This is a genomic window from Thalassospiraceae bacterium LMO-SO8 (assembly GCA_031655335.1).
In the GTDB taxonomy this organism is placed as follows: domain Bacteria; phylum Pseudomonadota; class Alphaproteobacteria; order Rhodospirillales; family Casp-alpha2; genus UBA1479.
In genome coordinates, this window is the sequence record CP134226.1 from 2,576,674 (window position 1) to 2,590,180 (window position 13,507).

Annotated in this window: 13 protein-coding genes and 1 tRNA gene; 12 read left to right on the top strand and 2 right to left on the bottom strand. The window is 64.9% G+C overall.

All coding sequences use genetic code 11. The annotated features are described in order from the left end of the window. Nucleotides 1-310 precede the first annotated feature (310 nt). Nucleotides 311-595 (top strand): hypothetical protein, encoded by a 285-nt coding sequence (locus tag RJ527_12300; protein ID WND74823.1) that lies wholly within the window; start codon nt 311-313, stop codon nt 593-595. 179 nt (nt 596-774) lie between these two features. Here the strand turns inward: RJ527_12300 and RJ527_12305 are convergent. Next, a tRNA-Pro gene (locus RJ527_12305) sits at nt 775-851 on the bottom strand. Nucleotides 852-1,173: 322 nt separating this feature from the next. Here RJ527_12305 and RJ527_12310 point away from each other — a divergent pair. Genes RJ527_12310 through RJ527_12320 form a run of 3 tightly spaced genes read left to right on the top strand, consistent with a single transcriptional unit; the run spans nt 1,174 to nt 3,792 of the window. Further along, entirely contained in the window at nt 1,174-2,856 is a 1,683-nt protein-coding gene (locus RJ527_12310; GenBank protein ID WND74824.1) for a CHAD domain-containing protein, read from the top strand. A gap of 30 nt (nt 2,857-2,886) precedes the next feature. Next, a complete protein-coding gene (locus RJ527_12315; GenBank protein WND74825.1) occupies nt 2,887-3,513 on the top strand; it encodes a ParA family protein in 627 nt (208 codons plus the stop codon). A 33-nt stretch (nt 3,514-3,546) separates the two neighbouring features. After that, nucleotides 3,547-3,792 carry a helix-turn-helix transcriptional regulator gene (locus RJ527_12320; protein ID WND74826.1) on the top strand — a complete coding sequence of 82 codons (246 nt, stop codon included), beginning with the start codon at nt 3,547-3,549 and terminating at the stop codon, nt 3,790-3,792. Between the two features lie 41 nt (nt 3,793-3,833). On the opposite strand, the gene RJ527_12325 is transcribed toward RJ527_12320, so the two are convergent. Beyond that, nucleotides 3,834-4,850 carry a polyprenyl synthetase family protein gene (locus tag RJ527_12325; GenBank protein WND74827.1) on the bottom strand — a complete coding sequence of 339 codons (1,017 nt, stop codon included), beginning with the start codon at nt 4,848-4,850 and terminating at the stop codon, nt 3,834-3,836. Between the two features lie 78 nt (nt 4,851-4,928). On the opposite strand from RJ527_12325, the gene RJ527_12330 reads away from it, so the two are divergent. The 8 genes from RJ527_12330 to ppdK all read left to right on the top strand — a co-directional run bounded on the left by RJ527_12330 (nt 4,929) and on the right by ppdK (nt 13,484). Further along, the gene (locus RJ527_12330; protein ID WND74828.1) at nt 4,929-5,207 is read left to right on the top strand and encodes a DUF2007 domain-containing protein; all 279 of its coding nucleotides are present in this window, start codon (nt 4,929-4,931) and stop codon (nt 5,205-5,207) included. A gap of 8 nt (nt 5,208-5,215) precedes the next feature. Continuing rightward, nucleotides 5,216-5,977 carry a methyltransferase gene (locus RJ527_12335; protein ID WND74829.1) on the top strand — a complete coding sequence of 254 codons (762 nt, stop codon included), beginning with the start codon at nt 5,216-5,218 and terminating at the stop codon, nt 5,975-5,977. A 152-nt stretch (nt 5,978-6,129) separates the two neighbouring features. Continuing rightward, entirely contained in the window at nt 6,130-6,561 is a 432-nt protein-coding gene (locus RJ527_12340; protein WND74830.1) for a hypothetical protein, read from the top strand. Nucleotides 6,562-6,564: 3 nt separating this feature from the next. Further along, nucleotides 6,565-7,443 (top strand): S49 family peptidase, encoded by an 879-nt coding sequence (locus RJ527_12345; GenBank protein ID WND74831.1) that lies wholly within the window; start codon nt 6,565-6,567, stop codon nt 7,441-7,443. Between the two features lie 51 nt (nt 7,444-7,494). Next, nucleotides 7,495-7,758, top strand: a complete 264-nt coding sequence (locus tag RJ527_12350; GenBank protein WND74832.1) for a hypothetical protein — start codon at nt 7,495-7,497, stop codon at nt 7,756-7,758. 104 nt (nt 7,759-7,862) lie between these two features. Next, nucleotides 7,863-8,765, top strand: a complete 903-nt coding sequence (locus RJ527_12355; GenBank protein WND74833.1) for a glycine--tRNA ligase subunit alpha — start codon at nt 7,863-7,865, stop codon at nt 8,763-8,765. Beyond that, the gene (gene glyS, locus RJ527_12360) at nt 8,765-10,816 is read left to right on the top strand and encodes a glycine--tRNA ligase subunit beta (protein WND74834.1); all 2,052 of its coding nucleotides are present in this window, start codon (nt 8,765-8,767) and stop codon (nt 10,814-10,816) included. The genes RJ527_12355 and glyS overlap by 1 nt, the downstream gene beginning before the upstream one ends. Nucleotides 10,817-10,823: 7 nt before the next feature. Continuing rightward, a complete protein-coding gene (gene ppdK, locus RJ527_12365) occupies nt 10,824-13,484 on the top strand; it encodes a pyruvate, phosphate dikinase (GenBank protein ID WND74835.1) in 2,661 nt (886 codons plus the stop codon). The last annotated feature ends 23 nt before the right edge of the window (nt 13,485-13,507 follow it).

A 13,507-nucleotide genomic window follows, 5' to 3' on the forward strand; every position in this document is an offset into this window, starting at 1 on the left:
CGCCCGGTCCCGGCCCGGCGGGCCGTCAAATGCATTTAAGCGATTGCTGTCATGATGTTCTTGCGGGGGATTTGGCCCCGGATTTCCTGGGGGTTGGTTCGCGAAAGGCGTATTATCCGCAATTGAGGACTCTGGGATTGAAGACCTGTCGCGCGCGTCCCCGCAAAAATCGGACGCGCCGCTCGCGCGGGCCCCGGGAAACCGGACGGGCCCGCGGTGTCAGGCGCCACATGCTGCTTGTTCAGCCCTTAATGCGTCACTCTCAGCGCCCCTGGTTGGAACCGGGGAGCGCCTTTGATGGAGCACTTCCATGTCGCTTTCGAGCGCCAAAAAGACCGCCGCCGTTCTTGGTTTTCTTTCTTTCGTGCCGTTCGCCACGGCCGTTTCCGCGCAGGAAATCGCCACCCTGCCGGTATGTGAACAGGTCATCGCCGATACGCTGAAGACGAAGGACGAAAACCCCGTCGTCGGCGAACAGTCGGAACTGCTGTTCAACCAACTGATCGAGCGGGCCCGCGTCGAATGTGCCGACGGCAACTTCCGCGACGCCGGCGCCACGCTGAATCAGGCCCGCACGGTGGTCGCCGCCGAATAACGGCAGGCCTATAAGACACGTTCCGCCCGGCGCGGGTTAGCATCCGCCGCCGGTAAGAGCGCCGACCGCTGGCGAGAGGCTGGTGGGAAAGATTAGCGCCCGGAACGGAAAAACGGCCCCTGGGGGATAAAATCCCCAGGGGCCGTTTCCGTTTCAACACATCGGGCTTCCGCCCAGAATGGTCGGAGTGAGAGGATTCGAACCTCCGACCCCCGCCTCCCGAAGACGGTGCTCTACCAGGCTGAGCTACACTCCGGCATGGACGCCGCGGACAAGGCCGGCAGGGACGTGACGTCCGTTGCCGCCGGGCCGCGACGGGCGCCCGTTATAGCGGTGCTTGAGGGCCAGAGCAAGCGCCGGGACGCGGCAGGCGGCAAGTGTTTTGGCGGGGGCATTCGGCGGGGCAATCGGCGGGCTTCGCGCCGGCCGGCGGCGGACGAATTTCTTGATTGATCGGGCCGGGCGCGGGCTGTAGTCTGAAAATACGCACTTTGTGCGGTTTTGTGCGGCGAATGACGCATCGCGAACGGTCAAACAGGGAAGAATCGCGGGACGATGATTGTCCGGCGGGGGGCATTTTGACGGATAGCACGCAGCGCGGCCGGGGGGGAGAGACCATGACGGCGACGGCGTCCCATGCCGCTGGGCATGGCGACCGGGAATACGAATGCAAGCTGGGCGGCACGGTTGCCCAACTGCGCGCCGTCCGGAAGGCGGCCCAGAACCTGTCCAGCGGCCGCATCACCTGGGTCACCGACGATCTGGAAAGCGTCTATTACGACACCCCGGACATGCGCCTCGGCCGGCGGGGGGCGACCCTGCGCGTGCGCCGCAAGAAGGGCCGGTTCATCCAGAACGTGAAATCGCAAAACGACGGCACCGGCGCGCTGTTCGCGCGCGGCGAATGGGAACAGGAAGTCGACAGCCTGACCCCGCGCCTGGACCTTTTGCCCGAGGCGGCGGTCGAGGTCATGGGCCTTGTTCTGCCCGGCGAGTTGCAGGAAACCTTCCGCACCCGCTTCACGCGCGAGCGGGCGGTGGTGACCCGCCGTGGCGCCATGGGCCCGGAAAGCCGCATCGAAATCGCCATCGACAACGGCGAGGTCGTCGCCGTCAATCGCAACGCCGCGGGCATTCCGGTAAAGGGCGCCCGCGCCAAGCTGCGCGAGAAGATTCAGGAATGCGAACTGGAACTGTTGCAGGGCGACCCCCGCGACCTGTTCGAGGTGGCGCTGGAATTACAGCAGACGGCGGGCCTGACGATCATTCAGGAAACCAAGGCGGCGCGTGGTTACCGGCTGCTGACGCCACCCGTGGTCGCTCCCGTGCGTGCCGGGCGCACGGCCTTGCGCCCTGATCAATCGGTCAACGCGGCCATCGCCGAGATTTTGCGCGCCGGTACCCGCCACATGTTGGCCAACGAAGGGCCGGCCATAGAGGGCACGGACCCAGAAGGCGTGCATCAGTTCCGCGTCGCCGTCCGGCGCATGCGGTCCATGTTGTCGGTGTTTTCCAAGCTGCTCGATCCGGCCCGGGTGGACTGGTTGAAGGCGGAATTGAAATGGATCGCCGACCAGTTCGGCCCGGCCCGCGACTGGGACGTGTTCACCGCCGAAATTCTCGGCCCGCCGAAAAAGGCGGGGGTCGAGCCGGCGGCCATGATCGAGCTTGCCGCCGCCGCCGAGGACCGAAGGCTCGACGCCTATGTGCTGGTTCGCGAGGCCTTGAAATCGCCGCGTTATGCCGGTCTCGTGCTGCGCTTGTCGGCCTTCACGGAAACCCAGGGCTGGGCGCCGCAGCCCTGTCCGCCGGACCATCCGTTGGCCCAGCCGATCATGGATTGGGCCGGCCCGATCCTGAACCGCGCCCATAAAAAGACGCTACAGGCCGGCGACGGCCTGGCGAAACTGGACGTGCCGGCACGCCACCTGCTGCGCATCCGGCTTAAGAAGCTGCGCTACAACACCGATTTTCTGCAAGGGCTCTACGAGTCGCCGGCCAAGAAGAAATACCTGCGGGCACTTGAGCGTTTGCAGGACGACTTCGGTCACCTCAACGACGTCGCCGTCGCGGAGACCCTGCTGGCCGATCTCGCCGCCGACCATCGGGGCGGGCGCAGCGGCAAGGAACCCGCGGTCCGCGCGGCCTCGGCCGCCATCATGGGTTGGCACGCGCGGGGTTTGCACGACAGCGAACCGCGCCTGCTGGCCGATTGGGACAAGTTCACCAACGCCCCGCCGTTCTGGCGCAAGGGCAAATAGCCACCGGCAGGCCGGAGAGGGACGACGGATATGGCGCGCGCGATTTTGGTCGCAAATTCCAAGGGCGGCTGCGGCAAGACGACCATCGCCACCAATCTGGCCGCCGCCTTCGCCCAGGGCGGCCTGAACACGGCGCTGGCCGACGTCGACCGCCAGAAAAGCAGTCTGTCCTGGCTCAAGCGCCGCCCTTCGGATTTGCCGGGCATCACCGGATTGGATTGGACCAAGACCTTCAAGGCACCGCCCAAGAAGGTTCAGCGTCTGGTCATCGACGCGCCGGCGGCGCTCGGCCTGGCGCGGTTCCGCGAACTGCTGAAGATGGCCGAGGTCATCATCCTGCCGATCCTGCCCTCGGCCTTCGACCAGGCGGCGACGCAGCGGTTCCTGAAGAAGATCGACGATCTGAAGCCGATCCGCAGCCATCGGAAGCCGGTGATCCTGGTCGGCAACCGGGTGCGGGCGCGTACGCGCTCGGCCCAGGAATTGGACACATTCATCGAAAGCCTGGAGCATCCGGTGGGGGCGATCATCGCCGACCGGGCGCTATATACGGATGGGGCCTATTCGGGCGTCAGCGTGTTCGACAAGGGCGATCGGCGGTCCCTGGATGCCCAGGCCGATTGGTCCCCATTGATCACCTTCGTCGAGACGAACTAAATTGCCATGACACTTGAGTTACAGAACATGAGCATGGACGGCGACGCATTCCGGCATTGGCGCAAGCGCCACAAGTTGTCGCAGAAGGACGCGGCAAAGGCGTTGGGCCTGAAGCCCCGCATCATCCAGTATTATGAAAAGGGTGAGCGCGACGGAAAGACGGTGGAGATTCCGCTGTCCGTCCGGCTGGCCTGCTATGCCATCGAAAGCGGCGTCGGCGATTTCGACGGCAAGGACAGCGCCAAGCTGAAGCCGCGATCGAAGAAGGGCAAGGACTGAACCGGAAATCGCGGCTGGCCGCGCCGGGTTCGGAATTTAGGTCAGTACGCCCGCTCGATACAAAAATCGACCAGTTCCAGCAGCGCCTGTTTCTGCGCATTGTCGGGGAAAATGCCGAGCGCGTCGCGCGCCACGGCGCCGTAATGCCGCGCCCGGTCGACGGTGTCGGAAAGCGCGTGATGCTTGGTCATCAGGGTAATGGCATGCGCCAGATCGTCGTCGGTCTGTTCCATGTCCTCAAGCGTGCGGCGCCAGAACGTGCGCTCGGTCTCATTACCCCGGTTGAACGCCAGGATCGTCGGCAGCGAGATCTTGCCCTCGCGGAAATCGTCGCCCACGGTTTTGCCCAGTTCGGCCTGCTTGGCCGAATAGTCCAGCACGTCGTCGATCAGCTGAAACGCGATGCCCAGATTGGTGCCGTAGGACAGCAGGGCGTCTTCTTCCGCCTTGGGGCGTTCGGCGACCACGGCGCCGATGCGGCAGGCGGCGGCGAACAGTTCCGCCGTCTTGGCGGTGATGACTTCCAGATAATTGGCTTCGCCCGTCGCGGTGTCGCCGGTGGTCATCAACTGCATGACCTCGCCCTCGGCGATCACCGCCGAGGCGTCGGACAGAATCTTCAGCACCTTGATCGCGCCGTCGGCGACCATCACCTGGAACGCGCGGGAAAACAGGAAATCGCCGACCAGCACGCTGGCCTGATTACCCCAGACCGCGTTGGCCGATGCCTGGCCCCGGCGCAGTTCGCTTTCATCGACCACGTCGTCATGCAGCAGGGTCGCCGTGTGGATGAATTCGACGCAAGCGGCGAGCGGGATATGGCGCTTGCCTTGGTAGCCGCACATGCGGGCCGACGCGAGTGTCAGAATGGGGCGCAGACGCTTGCCGCCCGATGCCACCAGATGACCCGCCAGTTGCGGAATCAGCGCGACCGGGCTTTCCATGCGCTGGACGATGACTTCGTTCACGGCCTTCAGGTCGTCGGCGACCAGGGCCTGAAGCTTGTCCAGATTGGGTTTCTTTTGGCGTTCGCCTTCAAGGTCGACCACAAGGGCCACGGCGTTTCCCCTTATATCCGATTGTTCGTCGCTTGACGGTTGTTCCAGGAGCCGTGAGCATAGGGACCGCCAGGCCCCATGGTCAACTGCGACGGACGGGCCGGGGCGGCGAAGGGGCATGCCATGGTCGAACTGTTCCGCACCAACGATCCGGTGCTGTTGTCCTGGATGCAGGCGCGGCTGGCGGCGCTCGACGTGCCGGCCCAGGTGTTCGACACCCACGCCAGCGTCATGGACGGCAATGTCCTGGCCATCCAGCGCCGCATCATGGTGGATGAGGGCGACCTTGCCCGCGCCAAGCGGGTTGTCGTCGAGGCCGAGGAAATCGCCCGCGGCGACCGCGATCCCCTGGATTGAGGCCCGCCATGACCGCTGCCGCCATCGACGCCGAGGAGACCCGCCTGCTGGACGGCAGGGTCGTCTGTTTTCAGCCCCGGCGCGGCTATCGCTCCGCCATCGACCCGATCCTGATGCAGGCGGCCGTTCCGGCTCGGCCCGGCGACCGCGTGCTCGACCTGGGATGCGGTGCCGGTGCGGCGGCGCTTTGCCTGGCCCATCGCGTGGCCGGGGTGTCGGTCACCGGGCTGGATATTCAGGAACCGCTGATCGCCCTGGCCCGCGAAAGTGCCGCGGCCAACGGCATGGCGGAGGCGGTCCGGTTCGTGGCGGGCGATTTGTTGGCTCCGCCGGGTGGCGTCGGGGCCGGGGCCTTCGACCATGTCATGGCCAATCCACCCTTTCAAAAAGCCGGCACCTCGCGTCCCTCGCCCGATCCGGTGAAGGCACTGGCGACGGTGGAGGGGCGGGCCGGCCTGGCCGATTGGGTGCGGACGGCGGCCAGCCTGGTGCGGGGCGGCGGCACGGTCACCTTCATCCACCACGGCGGGCGGGGGGATGAACTGGCCGATCTTATGTCGGGGTTTTTCGGCGCGGTTACCCTACAGCCGGTTCAGGGCAAGCCGGAGGAGGGGCGTCCAGGGCGGATGATCGCGCAGGGAATCAAGGGTGCTGCGATGGACATGCGCAGGCTGGCGCCCCTGGTTTTGCATGAACCGGAGGGTGGTTTTTCCGCCCCTGTGGATGAAATCCTACGGGGGTATGCGGATATCGCCCTGAATCGCCCTTGAGGTCCAGAAAGTGGCCCAAACTGTGCGTCTCGTCACTTGTCAGGCCTGTCCCTACCTGGGATATTCCCTTACAGAATGCTTACATAATATATGGCGCGAAACGACGCCAAATATCAAAAATTCAGGGACGGTCTTCGAGGGCCGGTGAGATAGTGGGTAACGCAGCGGTTATCGCCATCATTGGCGCATTCATCGCATTGGGCGTTCTGGGCGTGCTGTTCTACGTCAGCACGCTGGCCAAGAACGTCTATCAGATCAAAATTCAGATGAAGGACGACCTGGCTTACGAGCTGGACCGTCTGAAGGATCACGTCGAAAAGGAAATGGTCCAGCGCCAGAAATGGATCACCCGTGACGTCGCCAGCGTGTCCGACGCCAAGTTCGACCTTGTCGACGGTGAAATGGCGGCGCTCAAGTCGCAGGTCCGCGCCGATCTCAATATCCTCGATGAAAAGCTCCGCAAACTGGCCGCCTTGCAGCAGGCCATGGCGGCGAAGTCGAACCGGCAGGGGGCCGATTTCGACGAACCGGATCTGGCCGCCGCCTTCACGGTGGACAGCGTGGGGCGCAAGGCCGCACAATAGGGCATGTCAGACACCCAGCCGGAATCCCGTGGTCTCGGCGGCCTTCCCATCATCGGCGCCCTGCTCGACCCGCCGCCCACGGTGGCGGTGGTCCGGCTGTCCGGCGTTATCGGAGGCATGGGCGGGTTGCGCCGGGGGCTCAGCCTGGGCACCCAGGCGGGCGTTCTTCAGCGCGCGTTCAAGCTGCGCAACCTCAAGGCCGTGGCGCTGGCCGTCAACTCGCCGGGCGGCTCGCCCGTGCAGTCGGCGCTGATCGCGGGCCGCATCCGCCAATTGGCCGATGAAAAGCAGATTCCCGTCGTCGCCTTCGCCGAAGATGTCGCTGCGTCCGGCGGTTATTGGCTGGCCTGCGCCGCCGACGAAATCTATGCGGATGCGTCCTCCATCATCGGGTCCATCGGCGTGGTGTCGGGCGGATTCGGCCTGCAAGGCCTGATCGAAAAGCTGGGGGTGGAACGCCGCCTGCATACGGCCGGCGACAAGAAGGCGATGCTCGACCCGTTCCAGCCGGAAAAGCCGGCCGAGGTGAAACACCTGAAGGACATTCAGGGCGATATCCACGAGGCGTTCAAGGACATGGTCCGCGCCCGCCGGGGCGACCGCCTCAAGGGCGCGGAAAAAGACCTGTTCTCCGGCGCCTTCTGGACCGGGAGCAAGGCCGTGGAATTGGGCCTGATCGATGGCCTTGGCGACCTGCGGGCGGTCATGCGCGCGCGTTATGGCGACAAGGTGAAACTGCGGGTGGTCGGCGAGCGGCGGGGGCTTTTCGGCCGTCTGCGCTTCGGCGCCTTGTCGGGCGATGCCCCCGCCGGCCCCGATTGGGCGGGCCAGGCGGTGGCCGCTATCGAGGAACGGATGATCTGGAACCGTTTCGGTCTTTAAGAGGCCACGGGATTCCTTGACCACTCTGCCGCCCAACCCCTAAAAGGCCTCATGTTCGGATTTTCCATCCAAAAGCTGTTGTTCACGGGTTTGGCCATCGCCGCCGTGTGGTATGCGTTCAAGTGGCTGGGCCGCGTTCAGGCCCAGAAACGCGCGCTCGACCGCCAGGACGCCCGCCGGATGAAGGAATCCGGGCCCGCCAAGGCCAGGACACCCGAGGTCGAGGACATGGTCGAATGCGCCACCTGCGGTGCCTTCGTCGCCGCCCAGGGCATGCGAAATTGCGGTAAAACCGACTGTCCCTATCCGGAGTGACGAAGGTGCGGTTCCTTCCTTGACCGTCCGGACCCCGCCCCCTATTTTCTGGCACCGCAACATAACGCGATTTCTTAACCGCAAATCCTTTGGAACCCGCCGCCATGGCGAACACCTCCGGCGACAAGCCGAGCTTTCAGTCGCTCATCCTCACGCTTCAGCAGTTCTGGGCCGACCAGGGCTGCGTGATCCTGCAGCCCTACGACATGGAAGTGGGGGCGGGCACCTTCCACCCGGCGACCACCCTGCGTTCGCTGGGCAAGCCGGATGACGTGTGGAAATGCGCCTATGTGCAGCCGTCGCGCCGCCCGACCGACGGCCGTTACGGCGAGAACCCCAACCGCCTGCAACATTATTACCAGTTTCAGGTGCTCATGAAGCCGAGCCCGGCGGACGTGCAGCAGACCTATCTGGAAAGCCTCTATGCCATCGGCATCGACAAGGACACCCACGACATCCGTTTCGTCGAGGACGACTGGGAAAGCCCGACCTTGGGCGCCTGGGGGCTGGGCTGGGAAGTCTGGTGCGACGGCATGGAGGTGACGCAGTTCACCTATTTCCAGCAGGTCGGCGGATATGAATGCGATCCGGTGCCGGTGGAAATCACCTACGGGTTGGAACGTCTGGCGATGTACGTGCAGGGCGTCGAAAACGTCTACGACCTGGACTGGGACGGCATTCCGAAAGACAAGGGCGGCAAGACCTACGGCGACGTGTTCCTGCAGGCCGAACGGGAATATTCCGCCCATAACTTCGAACATGCCTCGACCGACATGCTGCGCCGCCATTTCGAGGACGCGGAAAAGGAATGCGCGCACCTGCTGTCCAAGGATCTGGCGCTGCCCGCCTATGACTACTGTCTGAAGGCGTCGCACCTGTTCAATTTGCTGGATGCGCGGGGCGTCATCAGCGTCACCGAACGCCAGGCGTTCATCCTGCGCGTGCGTGATCTGGCCAAGGGATCGGCCAGGGCCTGGATGAAATCCCAAGGGGTCGAGGTCGCGTGATGCCCGAGCTTCTTCTGGAACTGCTGTCCGAGGAAATCCCCGCCCGCATGCAGGCGCGCGCCGCCGACGACCTGAAACGTCTGGTCGGCGACGGCCTGAAGGGCGCCGGGCTGTCCTTCACCAATGCGCAGACCTATGTCACCCCGCGCCGTCTGACCCTGGTCGTCCACGGTCTGCCGGCCAAGCAGGCCGACATTTCCGAGGAACGCCGCGGCCCCCGCGCCGACGCGCCGGAACAGGCCAAGCAGGGCTTTATGAAGTCCCTGCCCAAGAACACCAAGGTCACGGAACGGGAAACGGAAAAAGGCACCTTCCTGTTCGCCCAGGTCGAACAGGCGGGCGGCAAGACGCGCCTGATCCTGCCGGACATCATCCAGGCGGCCCTACAGGCCCTGCCCTGGCCCAAGTCCATGCGTTGGGGCACGGGCAAGGCGCGCTGGGTCCGCCCGCTGCATTCCATCCTGGCGGTCTACGATCAGGAAGGCCTGGAATTGGAATTCGCCGGCATTCAGGCCGGGGTCACCACCCGCGGTCATGCCTTCATGGCGCCGGCCGGCATCTCGGTGTCCGATTTCGCCGACTACGAAAAGGCGATGAAGGCGGCCAAGGTCGTCATCGACCCGGACGCCCGCAAGCAGACCATCGCCGCCGACGCCGCCAGAATGTGCAAGGGTGCCGGCGTGACCCTGAAGGACGACCCGGCGCTGTTGGATGAGGTCGCGGGACTGGTCGAATGGCCGGTCGTGCTGATGGGCGACATCGACGCCGAATTCATGGACGTGCCGCCGGAGGTTCTCATCACCTCCATGCGCAAGCACCAGAAATATTTCGCGACGGAAGACGCCAAGGGCAACCTGGCGCCCAGGTTCGTGGTCGTCGCCAACCGGGAAACCGCCGACGGCGGCCGCCAGGTCATCGCCGGGAACGAACGGGTTCTGCGCGCGCGGCTGGCCGACGCCAAGTTCTTCTGGGACCAGGACCGCAAGACGACCCTGGCGTCGAAGGCGCCGCAGTTGAAGGACCGGGTGTTCCACGCCAAGCTGGGCACGCTCGACGAAAAGGTCGACCGCATGCAGGCCCTGGCGGTTGCCTTGTGCGACTATGTGCCCAAGGCGGACCGCGACAAGGTGCGTTCCGCCGCGCGCCTCGCCAAGGCGGACCTGTCGACCGGCATGGTCGGCGAATTCCCTGACCTGCAGGGCGTCATGGGCGCCTATTACGCCCGCCACGACGGCGAGAGCGAGGCCGTGGCCGCCGCCATTTCCGATCATTATTCGCCGCTTGGTCCCTCCGACGCCTGCCCGTCGAAGCCGGAAAGCGTCTGCGTGGCGCTGGCCGACAAGATCGACAGCCTGGTCGGCTTCTGGACCATCGGCGAAAAGCCGACGGGATCGAAAGACCCCTATGCGCTCCGCCGCGCGGCGCTGGGCGTCATCCGCCTGATCATTGAAAACAAGCTGAGCCTGCCGCTGCTCGCCGCCTTCACTCAGGCGCGGGAACTTTACGGCAAGGGCGATGCGGTCGGGTCGGACCTGCTGGCCTTCTTCGCGGACCGTCTGAAGGTCCATCTGCGCGAACAGGGCGTGAAGCACGACCATATCGACGCGGTCTTCGCACTGGGCGGGGAAGACGACCTGGTGCGTCTGCTGGCCCGGGTCGAGGCCCTGGCCGATTTCCTCGGCAGCGACGACGGCGGCAATCTTTTGACCGCCTACCGGCGCGCGGCCAACATCCTGAAGATCGAGGAAAAGAAGGACGCCACGTCCTACGCGGCGCAGCCCGACGACACGCTTCTGAAGGACGACGAAGAACGGGCGCTTTACAGCGCGCTCGAGGACGCGGCACCGGCGATCGCGGAAAAGGTCTCGGCCGAGGACTTCACCGGCGCCATGGCGGCGCTGGCCGGCCTGCGCGCGCCCGTCGACGCCTTTTTCGACAAAGTCACCGTCAATACGGACGACGCCAAGGTTCGCGAGAACCGTTTGAAACTGCTCTCCATGATCCGGACGGCGCTGGAAGGCGTCGCCGACTTTTCCAAGATCGAAGGATAGGTATTCGATGACACAATGGGTCTACAACTTCGGGAACGGCACTGCCGACGGCGATGCGGGGATGAAGGAACTTCTGGGCGGCAAGGGTGCCAACCTGGCCGAAATGGCGGGCCTGGGCCTGCCGGTGCCCCCCGGGTTCACGATCACGACCGAGGTCTGCACCTATTACTATGACCACGAAAAGACCTATCCCGGCGACTTGAAGGACGCCGTCGCGGGGGCCTTGGCCCAGGTCGAAAAGGGGCTCGGCCGTAAATTCGGTTCGACGGACAAGCCGCTTCTGGTTTCCGTCCGCTCCGGCGCCCGTGCCTCCATGCCGGGGATGATGGACACCATCCTCAACCTGGGCCTCAACGACGAAACGGTCGAGGCCCTGGCCAAGGAAAGCGGCGACGCGCGGTTCGCCTATGACAGTTACCGCCGTTTCATCCAGATGTTCTCCGACGTCGTGCTGGGTGTCGAGCACCACAATTTCGAGGACGTTCTGGAAGAGCACAAGGACCGCCTGGGCAAGAGCCTGGACACCGAGCTGACCGGCGACGACTGGAAGGCCGTGGTCAAGGATTTCAAGAAGCTGGTGCAGGACGAGCGCGGCGAAGGCTTTCCCCAGGACCCGCAGGCGCAGTTGTGGGGCGCCATCGGCGCCGTGTTCGGCAGCTGGATGAACACCCGCGCCATCACCTACCGGCGCCTCAACGACATTCCCGCCGCCTGGGGCACCGCCGTCAACGTGCAGGCCATGGTGTTCGGCAACATGGGCGACGACTGCGCCACGGGCGTGTGCTTCACGCGCAACCCGTCCACGGGCGACGACCATTTCTATGGCGAGTTCCTGATCAACGCCCAGGGCGAGGACGTGGTCGCCGGCATCCGCACGCCGCAGCCGCTGACCGAGTTCGAACGCGATCAGCAGGAATCCAATCTGCAATCCCTTGAAACCGCCATGCCGCCCGTGTTCGGCGAGCTGGTCGCCGTGCGCGACAAGCTGGAGCGCCATTACAAGGACATGCAGGACATGGAGTTCACCATCGAGCGGGGCAAGTTGTGGATGCTGCAGACCCGTTCGGGCAAGCGCACGGCCAAGGCCGCGCTGAAGATCGCCGTCGACATGGTGGCCGAAGGTCTGATCACCAAGGACGAGGCCGTGGCCCGCATCGACCCGGCGCAGTTGGACCAGCTTCTCCACCCGACCCTGGACGCCAAGGCGGAAAAGACCGTCATCGGGCGCGGCCTGCCGGCTTCGCCGGGGGCGGCCACCGGACGCATCGTGTTCTCCGCCGAGGACGCGGAAGCCTGGGTCGAAAAGGGTGAGAAGGTCATCCTGTGCCGCACGGAAACCAGCCCGGAAGACATCACCGGCATGCATGTTTCCGAAGGCATCCTGACGACCCGTGGCGGCATGACCAGCCACGCCGCCGTTGTCGCCCGCGGCATGGGCACGCCCTGCGTGTCCGGGGCGGGTGAACTGCGCGTCGACTACAGTAAGAAGACCCTGCACGCCCTCGGCCAGACCCTTAACGAAGGCGACGTCATCACCCTGGACGGCTCCACCGGCGAGATCATGCTGGGCGAAGTCGCGATGATTCAGCCCGAGGTGTCCGGCGATTTCGGCGAACTGATGGCCTGGGTCGACGAGATCAAGGTGATCGGCGTGCGCGCCAACGCGGAAACGCCCCTTGATGCGCTGACCGCCAAGAAGTTCGGCGCCGAGGGCATCGGCCTGTCGCGCACGGAACACATGTTCTTCGACCCACACCGCATCGTCCACATGCGCCAGATGATCCTGGCCCGCGACGAGACCGAGCGGCGCAAGGCGCTGGACAACCTGTTGCCGCATCAACGCCAGGATTTCCTGGAGCTGTTCCACATCATGGACGGCCTGCCCATCACCATCCGTCTGCTCGACCCGCCCTTGAACGAATTCCTGCCGCACACGGACGCGGAATTGGCCGAGGTCGCCAAGGCGGCCGGCGTGACCACGGAAGACGTGCGCGTGCGCCGGGCGGAACTGGATGAAAGCAACCCCATGCTGGGCCATCGCGGCTGCCGCCTGGCCATCGCCTATCCGGAAATCTGCGAAATGCAGGCCCGCGCCATCTTCGAGGCCCAGGCCGAGATCATGAAGGAAGGCAAGAAGGCGTTCCCCGAGGTCATGGTGCCGCTCGTCTCCATCAAGAAGGAGTTCGAGATGCAGAAGGCGATCATCGACCGCATCGCCAAGGAAGTCATGGCCGAGCAGGGCATCGAACTGCCCTACATGGTCGGCACCATGATCGAGCTGCCGCGCGCCTGCCTGATCGCCGACCAGATCGCCGAGCAGGCGGAATTCTTTTCCTTCGGCACCAACGACCTGACGCAGACCGCCTACGGTTTCTCGCGCGACGATGCGGGCACGTTCCTCGACATCTATCAGCGTCAGGGCGTGCTGGAACAGGACCCGTTCGTGTCCATCGACCAGGAAGGCGTGGGCGAACTGGTGCAGATCGGTGTGGAGCGCGGACGCAAGACCCGCCCGGACATCAAGCTCGGCATCTGCGGCGAACACGGCGGCGATCCGGCCTCCGTCGCCTTCTGTCATCGGGTTGGGCTGACCTACGTATCCTGTTCGCCCTACCGCGTGCCGATCGCGCGCCTTGCGGCGGCGCAGGCGGCGCTTGCCGATAAATAGGCCGCCGCCCGCGTATCCTGCGG